General features: G+C 38.6%; 19 protein-coding genes. 8 read left to right on the top strand and 11 right to left on the bottom strand.

The features are described from left to right. Positions 1-36 precede the first annotated feature (36 nt). The 6 genes from CWC04_RS04485 (at position 37) to CWC04_RS04460 (ending at position 4,443) form a co-directional block, all read left to right on the top strand. Complete coding sequence (locus CWC04_RS04485; RefSeq protein WP_138684723.1) at positions 37-591, top strand: hydrolase; 555 nt, start codon at positions 37-39, stop codon at positions 589-591. Between the two features lie 106 nt (positions 592-697). Further along, the gene (locus CWC04_RS04480) at positions 698-2,164 is read left to right on the top strand and encodes a methyl-accepting chemotaxis protein (RefSeq protein WP_138684722.1); all 1,467 of its coding nucleotides are present in this window, start codon (positions 698-700) and stop codon (positions 2,162-2,164) included. After that, positions 2,148-2,666 (top strand): DUF6436 domain-containing protein, encoded by a 519-nt coding sequence (locus CWC04_RS04475; protein ID WP_138684721.1) that lies wholly within the window; start codon positions 2,148-2,150, stop codon positions 2,664-2,666. Before CWC04_RS04480 ends, CWC04_RS04475 begins: the two co-directional genes overlap by 17 nt. A 77-nt stretch (positions 2,667-2,743) precedes the next feature. Beyond that, positions 2,744-3,337: a hypothetical protein gene (locus tag CWC04_RS04470; protein WP_138684720.1), complete on the top strand. Its 594-nt coding sequence runs from the start codon at positions 2,744-2,746 to the stop codon at positions 3,335-3,337. 15 nt (positions 3,338-3,352) lie between these two features. Further along, on the top strand, positions 3,353-3,733 hold the full coding sequence (locus CWC04_RS04465; RefSeq protein ID WP_138684776.1) for a DUF4262 domain-containing protein: 381 nt from the start codon (positions 3,353-3,355) through the stop codon (positions 3,731-3,733). 146 nt (positions 3,734-3,879) lie between these two features. Then, positions 3,880-4,443, top strand: coding sequence for a hypothetical protein (locus CWC04_RS04460; RefSeq protein ID WP_138684719.1), 564 nt, complete (start codon positions 3,880-3,882; stop codon positions 4,441-4,443). A 254-nt stretch (positions 4,444-4,697) separates the two neighbouring features. Here CWC04_RS04460 and CWC04_RS04455 read toward each other — a convergent pair whose 3' ends face one another. From CWC04_RS04455 to CWC04_RS04405, 11 genes are all read right to left on the bottom strand, one after another. Then, a complete protein-coding gene (locus CWC04_RS04455) occupies positions 4,698-5,072 on the bottom strand; it encodes a hypothetical protein (RefSeq protein WP_138684718.1) in 375 nt (124 codons plus the stop codon). Between the two features lie 80 nt (positions 5,073-5,152). Then, on the bottom strand, positions 5,153-8,260 hold the full coding sequence (locus CWC04_RS04450) for an efflux RND transporter permease subunit (protein WP_138684717.1): 3,108 nt from the start codon (positions 8,258-8,260) through the stop codon (positions 5,153-5,155). A 9-nt stretch (positions 8,261-8,269) separates the two neighbouring features. Beyond that, positions 8,270-9,400, bottom strand: coding sequence for an efflux RND transporter periplasmic adaptor subunit (locus CWC04_RS04445; protein ID WP_138684716.1), 1,131 nt, complete (start codon positions 9,398-9,400; stop codon positions 8,270-8,272). Next, entirely contained in the window at positions 9,397-9,993 is a 597-nt protein-coding gene (locus tag CWC04_RS04440; RefSeq protein ID WP_138684715.1) for a hypothetical protein, read from the bottom strand. Before CWC04_RS04440 ends, CWC04_RS04445 begins: the two co-directional genes overlap by 4 nt. 71 nt (positions 9,994-10,064) lie before the next feature. Further along, positions 10,065-10,349, bottom strand: coding sequence for a hypothetical protein (locus CWC04_RS04435; protein ID WP_249326035.1), 285 nt, complete (start codon positions 10,347-10,349; stop codon positions 10,065-10,067). Between the two features lie 280 nt (positions 10,350-10,629). Further along, on the bottom strand, positions 10,630-12,072 hold the full coding sequence (locus CWC04_RS04430) for an SNIPE associated domain-containing protein (RefSeq protein ID WP_138684713.1): 1,443 nt from the start codon (positions 12,070-12,072) through the stop codon (positions 10,630-10,632). A 3-nt stretch (positions 12,073-12,075) separates the two neighbouring features. Continuing rightward, positions 12,076-12,390: a hypothetical protein gene (locus CWC04_RS04425; RefSeq protein WP_138684712.1), complete on the bottom strand. Its 315-nt coding sequence runs from the start codon at positions 12,388-12,390 to the stop codon at positions 12,076-12,078. A gap of 1,229 nt (positions 12,391-13,619) precedes the next feature. Beyond that, positions 13,620-14,951: a TniQ family protein gene (locus tag CWC04_RS04420; RefSeq protein ID WP_161804172.1), complete on the bottom strand. Its 1,332-nt coding sequence runs from the start codon at positions 14,949-14,951 to the stop codon at positions 13,620-13,622. Continuing rightward, positions 14,951-15,859 (bottom strand): TniB family NTP-binding protein, encoded by a 909-nt coding sequence (locus CWC04_RS04415; RefSeq protein ID WP_223866401.1) that lies wholly within the window; start codon positions 15,857-15,859, stop codon positions 14,951-14,953. Before CWC04_RS04415 ends, CWC04_RS04420 begins: the two co-directional genes overlap by 1 nt. Positions 15,860-15,894: 35 nt before the next feature. Continuing rightward, entirely contained in the window at positions 15,895-17,922 is a 2,028-nt protein-coding gene (locus CWC04_RS04410) for a TnsB C-terminal domain-containing protein (protein ID WP_055011436.1), read from the bottom strand. Continuing rightward, the gene (locus tag CWC04_RS04405) at positions 17,919-18,530 is read right to left on the bottom strand and encodes a TnsA endonuclease N-terminal domain-containing protein (protein ID WP_055011435.1); all 612 of its coding nucleotides are present in this window, start codon (positions 18,528-18,530) and stop codon (positions 17,919-17,921) included. The genes CWC04_RS04410 and CWC04_RS04405 overlap by 4 nt, the downstream gene beginning before the upstream one ends. 697 nt (positions 18,531-19,227) lie before the next feature. On the opposite strand from CWC04_RS04405, the gene CWC04_RS04400 reads away from it, so the two are divergent. Continuing rightward, positions 19,228-19,551: a hypothetical protein gene (locus tag CWC04_RS04400; protein WP_054981787.1), complete on the top strand. Its 324-nt coding sequence runs from the start codon at positions 19,228-19,230 to the stop codon at positions 19,549-19,551. Between the two features lie 357 nt (positions 19,552-19,908). Continuing rightward, positions 19,909-20,499, top strand: a complete 591-nt coding sequence (locus CWC04_RS04395; protein ID WP_138684710.1) for a hypothetical protein — start codon at positions 19,909-19,911, stop codon at positions 20,497-20,499. Positions 20,500-20,669 lie beyond the last annotated feature (170 nt).

Raw genomic sequence — 20,669 nt, 5'->3', positions numbered from 1 at the left:
CGCTTACTAATTATAATTACTTAAAAACGGGGTGTTATGGTTAGTCACAAAAATTTATCTGCAGATAACAGCGTGTTATTAGTGATAGATATTCAAGATAAGCTTTCTCCCGCTATTAGTGGTTTTTCTAATTTACTAGAGTGGGCAATAAAAATTGCCAAAGTAAGCGGCCTTTTTAAAATTCCTAGCATAGTGACTGAGCAATATCCTCAAGGCCTTGGTGGTACACACAGCCTTTTAAAAAACACCCTTATAAACGCACAGACTGTTGAAAAAACACATTTTAGTGCGTGTAATGAGCCCGTATTTAATGCTTCGTTTACAAAGCTTACACGTTCACAAATTATAGTAATAGGCACAGAGGCGCATGTATGTGTGTTACAAACCTGCTTAGATTTAATAGCCCAAGGATTTGAGGTGCATGTAGCGGCAGATGCTGTGGGCTCACGAAATACGATTCATAAATCGCTAGCGCTAGAGCAGTTACAACAGGCTGGGGCAATAATTACAAGCGTAGAAAGTATCATTTTTCAGTGGACAAAAAACGCAGCATTACCTGAATTTAAAGCGGTTTTATCAATTATTAAGTAAAGTTGGCAGGCTAGGCTATATTGATAATTAAATGTGGTCGTAATTATTAGCTAATACGTACAACCTCTGATTTTGTTTAAAAAAATTTTAATAATTAAAGGTATTTATGAATAGTGTAAGTCGTTTATTCACCATAATATTTATTTTTTTGTTTGTAGAGTCTATCGCCCTAGGCTTGTACTTTGGGACACTTACACAAGCATTTATAGTCGGCCTACCTTTAAGTTTAATGCCTATATGGTTACTTAAAACTCAGCAAAATAACCCAATCACAGGCCATGTTGTGGCTGCGGCAATTATGATGTTTTCTTTTTTGCACATACAACAAGCCTTTGGGTTAATAGAAATACATTTCGAAATATTCATATTAATGGCCATGTTGATCATGTTTGTGCAATGGCAGGTGTTTATTACGGCCATTATTTTTGTGGCCGTTCATCATTTAAGCTTTTACTTTTTACAAACACAAAACACCGGTTTTTATGTATTTGACCCAGATAGACTGGCGTTTACTACGGTGCTTATACATGCCGGCTATGCAATAGTAGAAGTGTTTGTAGCAGGCTATATTGCTAAAACTCTACAACAAGAGCGCCGAGCTGGCGTGTCTTTAACCAAAGCGACCGAAGCCATTATGCAAGACCCTGAGCATATACAGCTTTCGCTTAGGGCCGATGATAAAAATAGCAATGCAGTAGCGGGCTTTAATACTTTATTGGGTTATTTATCAGATGTAATTAGGCAAGTGCAAACGCAGTCTCTTTCACTGCAGCAAAATTCGCAGCAATTAATAAACGTACACGATGAGCTAGCAAGCGGGGCAGAGCAAAGAAAGCAACAAACTAATGATATAGCTGACTCTGGTGCTCAAGTTGCACAGGGCTTTAGCTTAGTTGAGCATGAAAGCGAAGTGTTAAAGCAGCAAGTAGATAACATTACTCAAGCTGCAAATAGCGCCTTAAATGACGTTATGCAAACAGACACTAAAAGCACGGAGCTACTTAATTTACTTAATCATACAGAAGAGCAAATAAATCATTTAGTGGCCGCTGGCGATGTAATATCAGGGCTGTTAAATGAAATATCGGGCATTGCAGAGCAAACTAACTTACTTGCGCTTAACGCAGCCATTGAAGCCGCAAGAGCGGGTGAGCATGGCCGCGGGTTTGCTGTTGTAGCCGATGAAGTCAGAACGCTTGCTACAAGCAGTAAAGCCACGACAGATAAAATTGCTTTAACATTAAAAGATTTAGTTACAAACAGTAAAACTTCAACCCAATCGATGAGCCAGTGTGTCGATTTTGTTGTTGATTTAACGCATATCAGCACCACCATGAAAGAAAACATAAGCGCCATGAGTGAGCAAATAAAAGCCGTCAGTCAAAGTACTCACTCTGTAGCGCAAGTTGTTGCTGAGCAAGCTGTAAACACAAAACAAATAGCCTCAAGCACAGAACAAATGCAGCAAAGCCAATATCAAGATACCAAAGTGGTAGAAAAACTAACCGCTAAAGTACAAATGATCGACGTAAGTATTGCGGTATTAGAGCAAAGCATTGCTAAATTTAAGTAATTCATCCATTAAAACGAGTGCAGTGATTGCTCTGTGGTTAGTATTGACGGTTTCTGGTTTAGTTTATTATCAATATAATCAGTTGCGCGTTTTTGACAGCTATGGCGTGCTTGAGCAACCAGGGTGGTTTACTAAATTTAAACAACACATAGGCTTTACAGCAGCAAAGCATAATTCGTTGATTATCGTTACTGACCCTGACTGTGGCTGCACCAAGCAAGCCCAGCCTCATTTAAAACAGTTGGCTGCGTTTTCTAAAGCGCAAAATATTACGCTTATCAATATTGAGCAAACAGCCTCTTTACAAATACTGCTCCCTGCTACACCGGCTGCCGTGGTGATTAACGATAAAGGTGACTTTGTTTATGCCGGCCCACTTTCTCAAGGGCTTGGCTGCGCGCAAGGCAGTGGTTTTGTTGAAACGGTTATAAATAATCTTGTAGCTGGATTTAACAGCGAACTGTTACTTAATAAAACCAGTGGTTGTTACTGTACTGCTTAATATTAGTGAATAATGAATCGCTTCCTAGATTTTCAATTTCAAAAACGTATTTCATTATTGACTCAAGGTAATGCTTAATGACAGACAAATTTAATAAAGTATACAGTGTGAGTGTCGAGCCTGATGAGTTTCTCTTACTTAATGAAACGGGGTTCGAACAAACTATTCAATTGACCAAGGGTCAATTGAATAGTTTGTTCGACGGTATGAGCATGAGAGACAATTGGAGAACGTTGGGCGTTGATTGGTTGCTAAAGCCTAGTACAGCTCACCAAAACTTACAAAAACCTGATATAGCGGGTTTGGGTGTTTCAACAATTGTAGTATCCCCTAAATATTCGCCGCTATTCTTAAACGATTTTAGCAACAATGTTGAGCTGCTTGAATGCAATTTAAAAGGTGAGAAGTGGTTTGCATTTAATGTTGTAGGCTTTGACAAAGCCCTTAGTGAAGAGCACTCCATCCGAAATATTAAAAATGGCAAACCGAGAAGAATTAGAAAGTTCAAAAAGATGGTATTCGAGAAGAGTGCGATTGAAAATCTTGAATTATTTAGAGTACGAGAAGCTGGGCTCCGATACTTTACTACAGATGCTACAAATAGCTTATATAACATCGTTCAAGAACACGTGATAAAAGGGTTGTACTTTCATGAAATAAAAATAGTATAACGTCAGTGCCTACAGATTAATCGTGACTCTATTCTTCAGATTAATGTTTCTAAACCACTACACTTTTCATATTCAATAGGTTTTACTGAAACGCTTGATCATCCTGAAATCATTATATCTGGGTTGGATACCTCATTGATGCACTCGCTTATCAACGATATTGGACAGTTAATCAAGAACGGTCAACGATTTACCAATAACCAATTAAGTGAAGAAGTTATAAAAGGCTATCCGGTCAAATTTAGTAAAATTAGCGAACTCAACAAAGAGGAATACTTAAGGGCGGCTGTTAGTATTTATAGCATTGAAAAGTTTGACGCTCTTCAATGTATTTGGCCTGATAAAGAAGGTAAATTTCAAGAAGAAAGTAACACCGCTCAAGAGGTCTTATCGTGATTGCGTATAACAAAAAAATTAAGTCACTCACTTCGTTCGCTGGGACGCATACATGCGGGGCGGCTTCGCCATTATGCCCCACATGCCTGCGCCCCTTATTTAAAAGTTAGGCTATATATTTCGACCATCGTACTCCGAGGATAAACATGACTGAAAATCAGTTAAAAAAATTGAAATACTACGTGATTGCAATTACCGTATTATTCGTAGGTGGACACCTGTGGTGGGAGCATTTAAATGGTGGAATATTGAGCCATCACTTAATGCACCATTCTGATTATCCTGCAATATCAAACTGGTGGGGGCTATTAATTCTCCCATTCTTAGCGTGGCTTTCTATAGCGCGCATAGAAAAACGTACAATTTTTCAATCTGGTGATTCACCAGTAAAAGAAAAAATTTCAAGCGGAATACTTATTGGTTTTTTCGGCATGCTGACTTTAAGTTTTGTACAGTCATTCAGCTTTAGTGTCGGCTACGAAAACGTTGCAATATACTTGTCTTTAGGCTTGCTAGTAGTCGGGTTGTTCCTCCCCATATACAGATCGGAATGTATTTTTGGCTATGTATGTGGTTCAATAATTTTTACTGGCGCAATAATTCCACTTATAGGCATATTAATAATAGGAGCAATTTCATTGTTTGCTCACGCATGTATAAAACCATTCGCTTTGCGATTTATTAAAGTTGTTATGGCTCAACCGCAGTAGTTTAGCCTAACAAGAAAATTCGCATGGAAACGTAACAGTTGGCTACGTTTCGTTTCGCTACACAATTTTAGCCAACCATTACTTAGCCTTCTATTTGGGTGTTACGAACGTCCGGAAATGGCACAGAACCGCCCGTCGACTCTAACTCATTTTGTCCAAAAATGAGTTAGAGCCTAAGGATGGACACGTGGTAAGAACGTCACCTGTTTATGATTTGAAGCACTCAAGATCACGAGTGCTTCATAAAGCCACTATTAGAAAGAATATCTTACCGTCACAGAGTGATGACCATCTTCCTTAACTTTTACAAGAACTTTAGCACCATTAGGAATAACGACGTCAGCCACCATTTTGTTGTCACCAGCAGGCGCTAGAACTACATCTGATTTTTTACCATCTGCAAGTACAGTAACAATACCCGAAAGCTTTTCTGACGGATATGGCTTACCGTGATCTCGTAAATAAAGGCCGGTTTCTGAGTCACTTCGAACTAATTCAAAAATCATCTCATGCTCAACTTTGACTATTCCACCATGCTGAGGTGTTTCATCACCGTGTGCAAAGGCTGACGTGTTAAACAATAATGAACCTAGTGAAATTAATAGTACGTTTATAAGTTTTGTTTTCATATTTTATCTCTTTGTATTTATGAATTTTAAAATTAAATGTGGGCTTCGCTTTTACATGATTAGGTGCCACACGAAACCCGTTAAATCAATTCTTTTGAATTAGTGCTTAACCATTTCTCTGTAGGTCGTTTGCCAAACTTCCAATAAAGTAAAGGTGTTAGCAAAGTATCCAATAGCGTTGAACTCATTAGTCCTGAAAAAATAACTATGGCGACTGGGTGTAATATTTCTTTGCCTGGTTCATCTGCCGCCCAAAGTAGCGGTATGAGTGCAAAAGCTGTAACCATCGATGTCATCAAAACAGGTGATAACCTTTCTTTAGCCCCTCGAATAATAAGTGCTTTATTAAAAGACTCATTTTCAAATCGGAGTAGATTCAGGTAATGACTGACTTTCAAAATGCCGTTTCGAGCAGCAATACCTGTCAAAGTAATAAAGCCTACGACTGATGCCACTGATAGTGGTGTATGGGTAAACCACATGGCAAATACTGCACCAATCAATGACATAGGCAAGCTACACATAATGATCGAGGCAAATACCATCGACTGATAGCGCAGGTATAAAACGAGAAATATTAGTGCAAATGATAAGGTTGATAGTGCGATTAACAATCTCATTGCTTGCTCTTGTGCTAAGAACTGACCTTCGATACTAACGAAGCTATCTTTAGGTAGTTCTTCTTCAGCGATGGCCTTACGCACCTGTGCTAGAAGCTCATTTACGTCAACATTTTCACTATTCGCGTAAAGCACTAATCTTCTTCGTCCATTTTCGCGTAAAATCTGATTCGGCCCGTCTAGTAATTGAATATCAGCAATGTAGTCAACAGGTATACTTCCAGCAGGCGAGTCTATAAGTGTTTGCCCTAGTTGTTCAGGTGTTCGATTTTGATCATCTAACCGAACAACGAGCTCGAATCGTTGAACACCATCTATCACATCAGCAACCCTTGTACCTTCAGTAAGAATATTTAACTGACGTAGCACAGATCCTGGTGTTAATCCATACTTCGATAAATCAGAATATTTAAGTCTGACACTCAGTTGCGGTATCAATACTTGTTTTTCGATATTGATATCGACTAATCCAGGTATCTCCTCTAATTTACTTCGAATTGATGCCGCGCTGATCCGCAAGCTTTCTAAGTCATCTCCAAAAAGCTTAATCGCTAGTTGCGCTCTTACCCCCGAAAGCAAGTGATCTAAACGATGTGAGATAGGCTGACCAATTGCAATTTGCCCAGGAATAACAGAAAGCTTTTCTCTAATATCTTCCAGCACTTCATCTCGGCTACGCTCTGAGGGGATCAAATCAACATCAATTTCCGATGAATGAACCCCCTCAGCATGCTCATCTAATTCAGCACGCCCCGTTCTTCGACCTACTTGCGACACTTCTGGTACAGATAACAAAAGTGACTCTGCAAGGTGTCCCATTTTATTAGACTCTTGGAGTGATGTTCCAGGTTCGAAAATCATCCCTAATACAAGTGATCCTTCATTAAACGATGGTAAAAATGCTCTTGGAAATTGAGTGACACTTGTTGCTGTTAATACCGCTATCACACCAATAACAGCAATCAACTGCTTAGATTTTGGCAATGCCCATTCGATCCATAATCCCTGCCAATACTTTAGCTTGGCAACAATTACACTATCACCTTGGTGAATAACTTTAGCACCAGGCAATAAGTAATAGCATAACACTGGTGTCACCGTCATCGAAACCAAGAGCGAGCCAAGAATGGCGACAATATAAGCAATGCCCAAAGGTGAAAATAGCCGGCCCTCGATGCCAGGCAAAGCAAATAATGGTAGGAATACCAAGATTACAATAGCCGTCGCGTATACAATGCCTGAGCGAACTTCTACACTCGCTCGCCAAATAACCTCAAAGACTGTTTTGGGTTTCTCTGCTAGCGCGTTTTGTTTTAAACGTCGTAGTATATTTTCAACATCAACAACTGAATCATCGACAAGCTCACCAATAGCGATAGCCAAGCCCCCTAAAGTCATCACATTTATACTTTGACCTAACCATTGAAAAATAAGAACGGTTACTGATAACGAGAGAGGAATGGCAAATAATGAAATTATCGTTGTTTTTACTGATAGTAAGAATAAAAACAAAATAATCGTTACCATAATTGCACCATCTCTCAGTGCTTCGGTTACATTGTCAATAGATGAGGTAATAAAGTCAGCTTGTCTAAATAACACTTTAGGAGCTGCCATGCCTTCAGGTAAGCCTGTTTTCAACTCATCTAATGCTAATTCAATTTGCTCGGTTAACTGGACAGTATCAGTGTAAGGTTGTTTCTGTACATTAATAACAACCGCAGGAGCACCGTTAAAGCCACCATCACCACGTTTGACTGCTGGGGAATAACCAACAGTCGCAACTTGTGAAAGTAAAATAGCTTGTTGTTTATGCCAGCCAACAGCAAGGTTTTGCAAGTTAGTAATGTCTAGCGTGCGTCCTTTGTGACGAATTAAATACTCTTGATTATTGATATCAATAAAACCACCGCCAAAGTTTGCAGCAAAGTCTTCAAGTGATGATTGAAGTTGCTCTAAACTAATACCTAACTGACGCATTCGCATAGTGTTAGGTGCAACTTTTAGCTGCCTGACTTCACCACCGATAGGAATAACTTGAGACACACCAGGAATTGAAAGCAAACGAGGCCGTAGTACGAAATCGGCATACTCTCGCGCTTGCATAGGGTTGCCTTTTTCCTCATCACTTATTGGCAATGCAATAAGCATCACTTCACCCATTATCGAAGAAACGGGCCCCATGACAGAAGTAATACCTGATGGTAACTGTTCAGATGCAAGATCTAAGCGTTCAGAAACTAATTGCCTATTACGGTAAATATCGGTGTCCCACTCGAACTCGACATAAACAATTGATAAACCAATCCCTGATGTAGACCTTACTCTTGTAACGCCTGTCACACCATTAAGTAAATTTTCTAATGGAAATGTAACTAGCTGCTCGACTTCCTCAGGTGCCATCCCCCCAGCTTCAGTCAAAACCGTAACAACGGGTTTGTTCAAGTTGGGGAATACATCAACTGGTAACTTTTGTCCCTGCATCAAGCCATAAACCATCATAACTAGTGCAATAAGCAGTACAACCAACCGATTACTTAGACTCGACTTAACTAAAAAATTAAACATGCCTAAAGCCTACCTTACTTGATTGAGTAATGATGAGCCTTCTACCACAACGCGATTATCAGTGCCTAAACCCTTAGTAATAACTACGAAACCAGGCTCAAGTTCTTCATATTCGACTATTTGTGGTAAGAATCGCTCCGCTGATAACTTTATCCAAACTTGAGGTAAGTTGTTTGCGCTTAACACTATGGCCTTAGCAGGTAAAACAATTCCTTCAATGGTTTCGTTTAAAGGGGCTTTAAGCGTAACGGGTTTATTTATATATAGGTTCTTATTATCCGCACTATTTAACGATTCAAAATTTGCATGAATTAGTCCATTCACAAGTTCTGGAGAATATCCCTTATAATTGAGCTTCACATTAGGCAATTGTGTAATTTCAGCCGTAGTAAATTTACTCAACAAATTGCTATTGCTCGTAGTAGCTTCTACTACAAACTTTCTAGGAGAGACTATTTCAAAAAGCGTCTTTCCAGCCTCAACCCATTGACCTCTAGATACTGATTTATTGACTAGTACACCATCAATTGGTGCAATAAGAGCTTCAGATTTTTCGATACCTTGCTTAAGCACGCTTTCTTGCTGTTTAAAAGTAGTTAGCTGGGTTTCTAATTGCTCTCTTTCTTGCTTAGAGGCTAAATCACCAAGCTTTCTAAGCCTTTCAACATCGCGATTGGTTTGTGCTATTTGATTTCTAACAGCAACGAGTTCACTTGTTTGACTAGCTAAATCAAATGCTGTGTATTGATAGCGTATATAGCCAAGGATCTCACCTGCTTTGACCGACGTTCCACTGGTATACATGCCCTGTTCTGGTGCATCTAATCGACCATCACTGCTTGGTTGAATGATTGCAAAACCATCAGGGTGTGGTCTAACGATACCGAGAAGTTGCACATGCTTATTGGCAGTTGTTACTTCAGCAAACTGTGTTCTGATATTAAGAAGAGCCTGGTGCTTCATTGGCATTAAAACCGAGCTATCTGCTTGTCTGCCAAGCTCCCCATTTCCTTTACTTGAGTTTTGGTCTAAGTGTTCACCATTAGGGCCATGAGCACCTGGAGAAGCAATTAATGTTGTAGATAGCAGGCTGACAGAAAGAAGACTTAGTTTTAAAAATCTAGAATGCTTTAATCTCATGATTTTTTCCCCTTGTTGATACGACCAAAAAGGAAGCCAACACAGAAAACTACAAGTACAATAAAGATTTCGAACCAGGGAATGTGATAATGGTCTTCATTGTTGTGGTCATTAGTTGTATGAGCCTTTGTTATATCAAGATTAGCAACAAGCAAATCACCACTATCTTGTGTCATGATCGTAAGCACTATTTCATGAATTCCATCTGTATTTAAAAGTTCTAGCATCTTTTGATCGGTTAGAAGATACGCTTTTAAAGTGTCTGAATACTCTGTGGTTGCGGAGAGTTGTCCAGACTCCAACTCAATAGAAGCCCCCTTTATTGGTACATTTGTTTTAAAATTGTGTAGGTAAATTACCAATTGTGATTCGAACAACTCTCCCAATACTTCAAACGTCTCAGTAAAGCTTTCAAATTTAGGGTTTGCAGAAGCTAAGACACTATTAGAAGTATCTAAATGCTCACCATTTGGGCCATGAGCACCTGGTGACGCGTATACCATTGATGATAATACGACTGAAGTAAGTACAACGCACAAAATGAACGCAGTAACACGCTGCCAGCATCGCAGCAATAATGTATTAAGAAACATAATTAATCCAAAAAAAACAACAGGTCCTCACGCCTATTTGCGACGAGGTTCGATTAGCTTGTTTGTTTGGATTAGTACCTTGGAGGTGGCTTTATATTTTGGAGATGTGGGGATGACCAGTTACTAGCATACCAAATAACTGTTCCTGATAAGTTTCTGTCACTTGCCTGACGAGGTGAAGCATCAATTAAACCAAAAACACAGCAATCGGTATCAGGTGCTATGTGCTCAAAGGCTTCAACGGAGTAAGACAGTTTAAAGTTACTTTCATCGTCGTGATCATGACTATGAGGCTGCCCTAACTCATGTATTAAACCATGAATATCACCTTGCTGCTTATGCTCATTCTCATACACAACGCTTCCAAGCACCTGTGTACTTAGAAAAAATAGCATAAATGTCATAAGGATAAGTTTGCGCATATGTGTTTTATTAAATAAATTAGCGTGATGAGAGTACCATTCAATTATTAGGTATGCAATAAATTAACAATTGGGTAAATAAATTTCTTTACTTGTCATTGTGGGCGTCCGCTTCACTCATAGTCGGCTTTTAGAGTTATTGCGTTAGCTCGTTTTTGGGCAAAGGTGAGCCAGCGCTGTTCTGGCTGACTCGAAGGCGGACAAAACTGTTAAATCATGCGGCATCACTAAGACGAAGGCTTTCGTAATAGTCTTCCGCCAGAGCGGTCATTTTGAACTCAGCATCTACTCCAGCGATCTTCTCTACGGCATCTTTAATTTCCTCTAGATCGACATTGAAGAACTCCTTCCGAAGATTAATTGCATTAACACGTTGAGAATGGAATTCACGGTGCAAAGCTGTTTCGAGTGCAGGTGCATCATCAGTATAAATCATAGCATGTACGTCAAATGGGAATGGTACACTGGCATCACCAAGCTCTTTAACTCTGTCCATAGGCTCTAGCCTGCGCGTTAAACCTATCTTGTAAACATCTTCTCCAAAGGAACCTATGTTACTTATCACGTACACATGGCCCTTACGAGTTTGTTCCGCCATACTCTTGGCACGTTCTTCTTTGGCTTCAGCTTCGGCCAATTGCTGCTCTAGGATGGCTATTCTTTGTTCCATTTCACTACGTTCTTGTTCATTAGCTTGAGCGAACTCTTGCTGAGCTTTATCAAGAAGGCTTCGATACATTTTTTCTTCCTTCTCAGCTTCAGAAATAGCTTTTTCAAACTCCTTTATTGCTCTCTGCTCTTCACGAATTTGCTCTTTGATGAGCTTCTGCTCGGCAATTTCTTCCTGCTTCTTCAGGGTATATTGATACTGAAGCTTACATTCTTCAAATTTTAGTTCGATGTAGTCAATATCAAAGCCACACTCCAGTGTCGCAGCTGACTTTTCTAGATTGTTTGCTAGTTTCTCAATTCGCTCCAGCGTACGACCAAATGAGCTTGGAGAAAGCTTGCCAATAAGCATGTCACATTCAATATTGAACGCAGTTAGCATTAGCTTAACTTGACCATTGAGGATTTTTTTATTCAAAGACTTATCATTAGAAATAACGTTCGTTTCTGGGAAGGTGACTGCGGTCTTAGCTTTAATCATGTCTTTTTGTTGCTGCCGTATGTCTTTGATCTCTTCAGAATAGCGAGTTGATGTTTCGTAGAGATATTGTGGCATTTCAAAATGGCCATGAGCAGTATATTCATCGAGTCGTGAATACAAGTCTATACCACCCATTAGCTCGTTCAGATCCTGTTCGCTCTTTTCAATATTGGCATTAAGTTCATTTAGAGCGTTTTGGGCTGCGTCAAGAGACTGTTGCTGCTCTAGAATACTAACTTTAAGAAAGTCACCTTGTCCTTTCAAAGCTTGTAGGTCGGCAGTTTCAGCGTTAATTTTGGAAAGCGCCTGCTTTGCTATCTCAGTAGTTTTCTGTAGTGATTCATTTGCTTTCTTTAATGTCTCGTGCTCTTCTTTAGCTTTCGTTAACGCTTCATTAATTGACTTGTACTGTCCAACTTTTTTATCCCCAGAGCGTTTCGCCACTATATAGGTCAGCAAAACTGCCAACAAAGAGATGGCTGCTAATATCAGTAAATTACTATCCATTGTTTACTTTAAAACCTCTTGTATGAATTGTTTTCTAAGGGCGGCTCGTTCTTCGCAGCGGTCTTGGTACTCTTCATTTGCATTTGATAGCGCATTTTTAAATGCTTGCTTTGCTGCGGATTGTTGCTGTCTTACTTGCAGCTTTAGTTCTCGCTGAGCTTCACGCACACCTCTTTCATGCTCTCTAAGTGCTTGAGCTTCAGCACGTTGCCGAGCTTTCTCTCTACGCTGAGCTTCGCGGGTGGCTTGTTTGTTGGCTCTATCTATAGCTTTAACAACCTTTATAGCCGTCCTTAAGCCATTTCCTCGTCTGGCCAATGCATTTCTCCTTTATGCAAATCAGAATTATACTTCCGATGCTAGCACAACAAAATTAGAAGGGTTACATTGAAATTAAATAGATTGCATAAAGTCTATATCTATTAGGGCACTAAGGTTTCAAATAGCTATGTTTCTCACAGGCCGATTAGCCCCTTGCTTTAGGTTAGAAAAAATATTCCAAAGATGGCATGGAGAGTAATTGATCATGCTGTCAAAGACTCATGTTGGAGCAAAAACGAGTTAATCATGAGTGTCCGCTCTTGGCACAGAGCAGACCGCCGGTAATTATTGAGTGATGCAATCCACGGCTATAACTGACCAAGAATAGAAGTTCTTTATGTAATGAAAAATAAAGATGCGCTGTCGCTCCTCTGGCAAGCATCGGCCTAAATAAACTCTACCTCGAAGTAAACCCGATTAGCTTTCGTATAACAGATAGGCAAATTACCACTTCAAATCACTTACTGTAATAGATGTTTTCAAGCGATTTCTCGTTGTTTAAGAAATTTACCTAATAAAAAACATAATTATTTTTAGAGTGTAATTAAGTTAATAAATCTCAATTCAAGTGCCATATTTCATTATAAATCAATAATTTCTCAATGCGCCGTGTATTCTCGACTTAAGTGGCACTGATCAAATTTTTGATCGGCGCCATATAACTTGAGAATCTCAGCCATGTAATAAGATTTCAAAACAATAACTTAGCTTGTGTTCTTTATGGGTACTGCGCCTCTTAAATTGAGAATTATTTATAGCTAAAAACTGCCCCAACACAAATTCTCATCCAGCCAAAAAGTTCTCATTCTGCCTTGCAGATTCTCATTCTGGCACTGAAGAACTCTTACTTGATTTTAATGAGCACATAATTAAGTAGATTCTGTATTCGGTAAATTAGTGGCGAACACTATACGCTAATATTTACTTAGTAAAAGTGTAGTAAATCGATTAGAAAATGGATTTTTAGGATAAAGAGAAATGAAGCCATTTAAGTGAAAGTTAAAATGCAGATATGCGAAGCTTCATTTGTAATGTTGAGTTAATTCAAATTTGGTTTGATTTAGGTTTAGTTATGGATGAAATTACTAAACTTTTATTAAAAAAGGGAAAGTTAAACTTATTGATATTCAGTCGATTAGTTTTAGTGAACTGCCGTTATTGTTATTAATAAAGCATAGGCCGAGAACATGTCTCGGCCTAAAAATTAAAGTTGAAATTACAAAGTACTAAATGTCGAGTGATAGCTGTTTGTTTTGCGTTTTCGCCAACTTCAAAGTATCACAATTAAGTATACGTTTTGAATTATTGCCATGAATGTAAACGGGCCTGAGCTTACCGGTATTAATCAACCTCATTAGTTCTACCTTTGGTATACCGGTGACTTCAGCTACGTTTGCAACGGACATCGTTTTATCTCTTATAAGTTGAGTATGTAATTTACAAAAGGTATCGAATGCTTCAGGCAAAACGTGTATGGAATGCATTAAGTCTAATGAAGGTTTGTATGCTATTGATAATTCTTTATTTTTAGCAGCTATCAGTACATCAGTTATACAGATATTATGAAGAGCCATAAAGCGACGTAGCTCAGAAAGGGGGACGTAATCTTTATTGTGGCTGAACTCGGCTAAAAAGGTATAAACACCTGATATTTCAACGCGAGTATCTGTTCTTAAGGCCTTTTTTGAATCAGTTCTTATCAATCCAACTTCGACTAAAAGAGCGATTTGTTTAAACGTTACCCCAATTATAGAGGAGGCTGTTTGAGCTTCAAACCAAAGCTGAGTTATGGGAGCTTTTGAACGAATATACTCGCTATTATACATTTCATATAGTGTGGATAATGACCCCCATTCACATAGCAAATTCTGAACAATAATTTCAATTTTGTGAAACTCAATGTTCAACGGTAGATCTGTTGGTACACGTTTAGCCCTTTCACTTAAGAATACTCTAGCACTATCTGGGTTATTAAGAATATCAGCCGCTCTATTTAATAATGTGGAGGTAATCTCCTTTGGTGGGAAACTCGTTCGTGTATTACTATCGTCAACTATCACTTTAGCTATGAGGTATGCATCGTGGACTTGTTCAGGTGATTTTAATTGATTATTCAATGGCATATGCGTTAAGCGTAAGCCGCACAAAGGTGATGTGCAGCGGCCATTTAGAAGATTAATGGTAAATTGCAGCGGTGAATTGCAATGAGGGCATTCGGATAACAGGGCACACTCATGAATAATACAGTGTCGTAAAAATGGATTTTGCCACTGGGCCCTAAAATACCCATATTGGTTAACACAATCTGGACAAACTTGTGGCGTTAGCAATCTCGCATGTGTCCAGCACTTTATCTTTAATGATGATAAAGTGCGAGTTATAGGAATAAGGTGATCAAGGAGTTCGTTCTTTGTTGATCTACCTTTGATGATACTGGTTAGCATAGCCTTATTGAGTACGCGAGATTCTGATTGTATGCCATTTCTTTTAAGTAAACGAAGTACATAACCAATACCTGACTCCGCTTCATAGTAAGAGGGTTTTATTGGGAAACGCATTAGCATAACCCCGAATAGAACTGACTTCTAAGGTTTTTATCTTGCTCATTTAGATATGCATCTAATTGTTTTTTTGTTAAAAGTTCATAATCAAATGGATTGACAGCCCCAATTGCATATTTCTCAAAGTTTTCAAATAAGGCTTCTATAAGCTGATCATAGTTTTTTGCATTTCGTGTGTTATTACGTAAAAATAAATCGCGCATTGTACTCATGGTGTGCTCACTGTACGCAAGGTAAATACGATCAAGTAGCTCACTGTGCTCATCCTTTGTTAAATTTGGCAACCCAACTTGTTGAATGAACCAATTACAACAGGCAATCCAGTTTTTCGTTTTAGGAAGGATTGGCTTAATTTCAATGGGGCGCATTTGTCGACGAGACATCTGCTCGTCATCGTCAAATTTACCGGCGGTTCTACCAAATGTAATAAGGCGCTTAGCACTGCTTGTACCGGCGAAAATAATCGAACAACGGATCTTGTTGCTATCGATCAGATAGCAAAAATATTTAATAATTCGTTGAAACTCTATCCCATCATAACTTGAGGCAATATTCTGAATTTCATCAAGAATGATTAGCTCCACTTCTAGGTCTTTGAGAAGTGAGATAAGTTGGGCATCCAATTCAGCTGCAGTAGTGCGAGAGTTTTGTGTTGTTCCCTCTAGCTCTGAAATTAAAAATCGAGTTATCTCTGCAGTACTTTTTTTAAACTCCTTAAAAGCGACATAAAAGATTGGTTTTGTCGTTTTTTCTGGCTTAGTAACAGGTAAAAACTGAGCGTGATACTGCTTTAATATATACGTCTTGCCAGCACCCGAGGCACCATAAATAAGTTGAGCTCGTTTATCCTCTGAAGGTACGTGATACATATTGTGGATTTCCGCTATCCTCTGCCATATCTTCATTTGTATGTCACATGCGAAAATTGTACTGGGCATAGTTACCATTGTTTTTCATTTCCTTCATCATCATTATAACGGGTAGAGGCCATTTCTCTGGTTTTGCTCACTATCGTATCTGCGTAGGTATCTTGTTCACCTGAGTGCGATATCTGTGATTTAAGTTCATTCACTTTATGAGATTTTTTTATTCGCTCTACAATGGATAAGTTCTCTTTCGTATTTTTATTGAAAGACGCTACCTTCGGGCCCCTGTGCTGTTTGCGTTTGGGCTTTTGCTTTACGAATTCAGTTATTTCACCGACATAGTGACCAGTAGGAGTATGGGAGAAAGTTTCTGTATATATTCCGAGTTGGGTCAGAGTTTGATTGCCATTTAGTTCAGCAAAGCTGACTGGTAGTTTAGTATCATGATGGTCAATATTATCAGCCACTATTTCCACAGGATTGTTCTCGCCAGGCAGTGTTGCTTGAACTGTTACTTTTCTGGCATCTAGGTCGTCATGAAACACATAAACAGAGGGGTTTTCACCCAGCTCCATGTCTGTTTTAGTAGCCGCGTATAGTTGTTTTAGCTCATCACTGTAATAATCTTGACCTAAACATCTGATAGTTCCACGTTGCTGTAATTTATGTGAGGCCTGGGCTCTGGACACGTGGAAGCAATGTTGTAGCTGATCATATGTGAATGAAGGCATAGGCGTATCAATAATGGACTGATTCCATTTTTTGATAGGCGTATGGCCAGCCTGTTTATGGTGTTTGTGCATGTATTCTGTCAAAAATATATTCAGTAGCTTTGTAAAATCAGATACCTTTATATCCGCACGTTTAGCTAATGGAATTGTGTCGAGTGAGTTCGGGTTAGTACGTTTTCCTGAATAACTTTGAAATCCAATACTCGTCTCACCACTTTGCGTTTCAATCTTCATACCCGAAAAAAAGTGATCTCTTAACACATTAAAAAATGACTCAATGAATGGCTTCTTAGCAGGTTGATTTGATGGTGTATAATGAATATTTAACTCTAGTCGCTCCGCAGCCTTTTTTATCAAACGATTATTAAACCCTGGGCCATTATCCATAATCAATGTAGTCGGTTTACGTCCATTCATTGTAAGATTACTATCTGCCATAAATATTTGACGTAAAAGATTAAGCCCACCGGCAGAGTTTTCAGGTTCAAAGCTAAGCACCACAGAGATAGGTGCGCGTGTGTATACGTCTATTGCTACATACAAAGAAATAGGCGGTGTCGGAAGACCTGTTTTGTCGTCAATTAAACACATATTTAGCACAACACGGTCGCATTCAACGCGCTGCATTGCGTAATAGGTTTTTATTCGTTTACGTAGCGTTGTTAGTCGCTTATTGATTTCCGCTTGTGAAAGGCCTTTAAAATTAGCAAGTTTTTCGGCATCAGTAAGCTCTTGTAACCGGCGGTAAAAGGTGCGTTGTGATGCGATTTGAATCTCATTATTTTTCAAGCTAGCTTCTTGCGCTTCTCGTTTATAGTTACTGTAATATGCGCCTTTGAAAGCAGAGTTATTACACGAATAGACGGTAGCGATGTAGTGCTGTATGAAAGCCTCAGTGGCCGCATTTAGCCGTATAGGCCTATTACGCTTCACTCCCGCAAGCGCCTCATCATTAAAATCTGATTGAACCCATACGCGCCAATGGCGACATACCGTTTTCCATTGCGGGTGTTTTGTGGCAATAGTTGCAGGATGTTGACTCTCGACTCGTTTGATGAGCTCATCATATGTCTTCTTGGTTGTAGCAGGGTATCCTTCACTAACCAGTTCTTTCAAGATAGATTGATAAATCAATCGTGATGTAACCGTTAACTTTTGATATTCTGTTAGTTCAATATGTGGATGCTGTGCGCTTCTTAATATAAAGCCTTGATCATCAATTGATTTCTCAAAGTCGTCTCGAGGTAATAGGCGCTTCTTAGTCTCTATACCATCACCGGAAAGGAGTATTGATGTACTGTCAACAAACGCAATAGATTCAACGTTACCGTACTTATTAGTCAAGTCAGTGCCCGTAGCATATCCGATCATTTGAGTTGACCTCGCATCAATGTAGTAGAGGCGTTTAACGGCTTCTCCATATCGAATTTATATACATTTGATGCAATTAGTCCATAAGCCTCTGACACTGGGTTTTTAGCTATACCCTCCAAGCATTCGATGAGTTCACCAAAGGTTAAATCTCCATCAGGCAGCATTGTTAATGGGAATGAATGCTCCGAGTAATACATTGTTATCAGATTAAGGTTCGCCATAAAGATAGTATTGAGCTTATCGACGATGATTAACCGTAAACCTATTTGTGCTTTTTTTCGGGTGTACTCATTAAAAAGATGAATTTTCGAGTGATACTCTTTATCAACCTGAGACTCATGATGAACTTCAATATATTCAGCGAAGCCAGAATGATATAGGACTAAGAAGTCGGGTGTATAGCGGTAAACTTTTTTGTCTATAGTCACTTCTATTTGCTCAGGCTGGGTGGCAAACAGCTTCACATTAGGGTCACATTCCAGTTTAAAAGCCAGGATCAGCTCCTGAAATGACTCGGGATTAAGTGCGCACTGATTTTTATGGGAGTAAAATCGTATAACAAATCGACCTCTGTGAACGTTAGCGTTCGTCTTTGTAACGGTCATAATTTTACCTCCCAAAAAATAAATGTCTTTACACTATAGATAATGGGTGATAAATTAAAAGGTTTATCTTTAGAATAGTTGTTCTTGGTAAGCATTTTTACATTATTCCTTTCGTCATAATTAGGCTTATCAATCCTTGGAGCCACTGAAAATTTTGTTTTATTTTCAAGGGTTAATCTCACTTTAAAATTCAAAAGTTAAGTTCAATGTTTTTTCTACGAGCAAATTATTTATTCTCAAAAAAAATTTATCTTTAAAGTACTGTGAAGGTTTCTCGAGTTGTTTTTACCTTATCCAAACCGATTTTATGTTTGTGTTTAACATGACGTTGTTATGTTCAAGTAAAACACCCAAAGCGAAATTAATATTCAGTGCTGCTCCTAAAAGCTTAAATTTAAAAATTTCACACCTAGCCCCAGCAAGGTTGATGCTTTTCAAAAGGCAGTCGCTATGATTGCAGATATTGCAGAAATAGAGAAGGTTAAACTGGTCAGACCACTGGGTTATGTTCTTCTAACTTCTTCGATTTGGGTCTTAAAATCCAATAAATCTCCACTACAATTAACATTAACTGAGTGTGAATATGTGCTTTTTTTTATTTTTTGTGTTTTTTTAAGAAAAAAGAGGGGGTGTTCTCGTTTATTAAGTTAAGGTTAATGGAAGCTTAAATTTTTTTGTAAACAAGATGGAGTGACATATGAAACACAAGCCAGAAGGGTGGGTTGTTTTAACGTTTCAAACTATTGATAGCAAACCTTGCTATGTGTTGTTTTGTTCGTGGAAAAATGATGATGAATGGAGAGTAAGCTCAGGTTCAATGGTTCTACCCCACTTATCAGCCTGTGGGAATTATTGGATTTGGCCTCAAATATCAGGCTCTGTTTATGAGCTTCCCGTTGATGAAGAAAATGGCTATACCTTCTACACTGGCGCTGTATTAGATGAATTGTTAGTAAAAGGGTATCGCGATGGTACTAAGCTAAAGCGCATTGCACTTAAAGATATTATGGAAGATAAATAAGGCGATTAACGCCTTGTAATCTATCTATTATATTTTACTTTTGGGGGTCGTGAGCTCTACATAAGGGAAGATATTAAGGGGCTTTGGTAGGCAAAGATGAGAATCTGTATTATGTAAATGTTGCTAGTTTTACATTAAAAGCTAATAAATGAATACATTAAAAGCTAATAAATGAATACAGTAAAAGCTAATAAATGAATAGAGTATAGGTATAACTAATGCGCACTCCTTTAGTAATCCAGCCTAATAAAATTTGGCTAATATCCAATGAGGTTCTGCTTGCGTTACCGAAGGAGTTGATATTCTGGCCTCATTAATCTTTAATAAGCACAAATATTACTTCACAAAGGATTACTTATGGGAAAGGAACTCGATATTTATAAATTGCACAAACCAGATAGAACATACGATATAATTGACCTAGATATCGTATCGATGGCAGACCAAATTGCCGAAGAAAATAACCTCAGTTATAAAGAAGCAGTAATATTAGCCAAGATTGGTTTTCCAAGCGGCAAAACTAGAATAACGGATATAGTCAAAAACGGATTTAGCTGCAAGGTTGAAAAAGAAGCTTTAAAGCAAGCCTACGACGTAAACTTATTTACGAATTACCTTGTTTTGAACCATAAAGCGTATATTGCCCTAGGGAACTATCTGCAAGTTTACGGGGAATTTATACCGCTTAGGTGTGATAAAGAGCTAATTTTATTTAATCCACTCGTTTTCGAAGAAGAAGACGAATCTCTTACTGAAAAGGCTTACCTGAATGGTATTGAGGATGGCCTCAAATCCTTATCATTTAAATCAGACAAAAATCTTGTTTTTAAATCATGCATGCAAGGTGGGACAGCACTTTATTGTAATGCTGCGTTTAAATCTCTGGTTAATGAAAATAGCTTAAGCGGACTTTCTTTTAACAGTGATTTAGTTAGCATTTTTGCTTAACAAGATAAGCGCGTAATGTATTCATTTAATAAGATCTAACCAAAACTGTCAGATTTGAACAAATAGAGTCAACCAAATCGAACAGACGCATTCGTTCCATGAGCTGTCTTTCCGGTTTAACCCATTTCTGCCCCTAAATGAGTTCCAGCCGCTCAAATTAGGCATTAGAT

Source organism: Pseudoalteromonas sp. S2893 (assembly GCF_005887105.1).
Taxonomy (GTDB): domain Bacteria; phylum Pseudomonadota; class Gammaproteobacteria; order Enterobacterales; family Alteromonadaceae; genus Pseudoalteromonas; species Pseudoalteromonas atlantica.
This window is presented reverse-complemented; position numbering and strand designations above follow the sequence as displayed.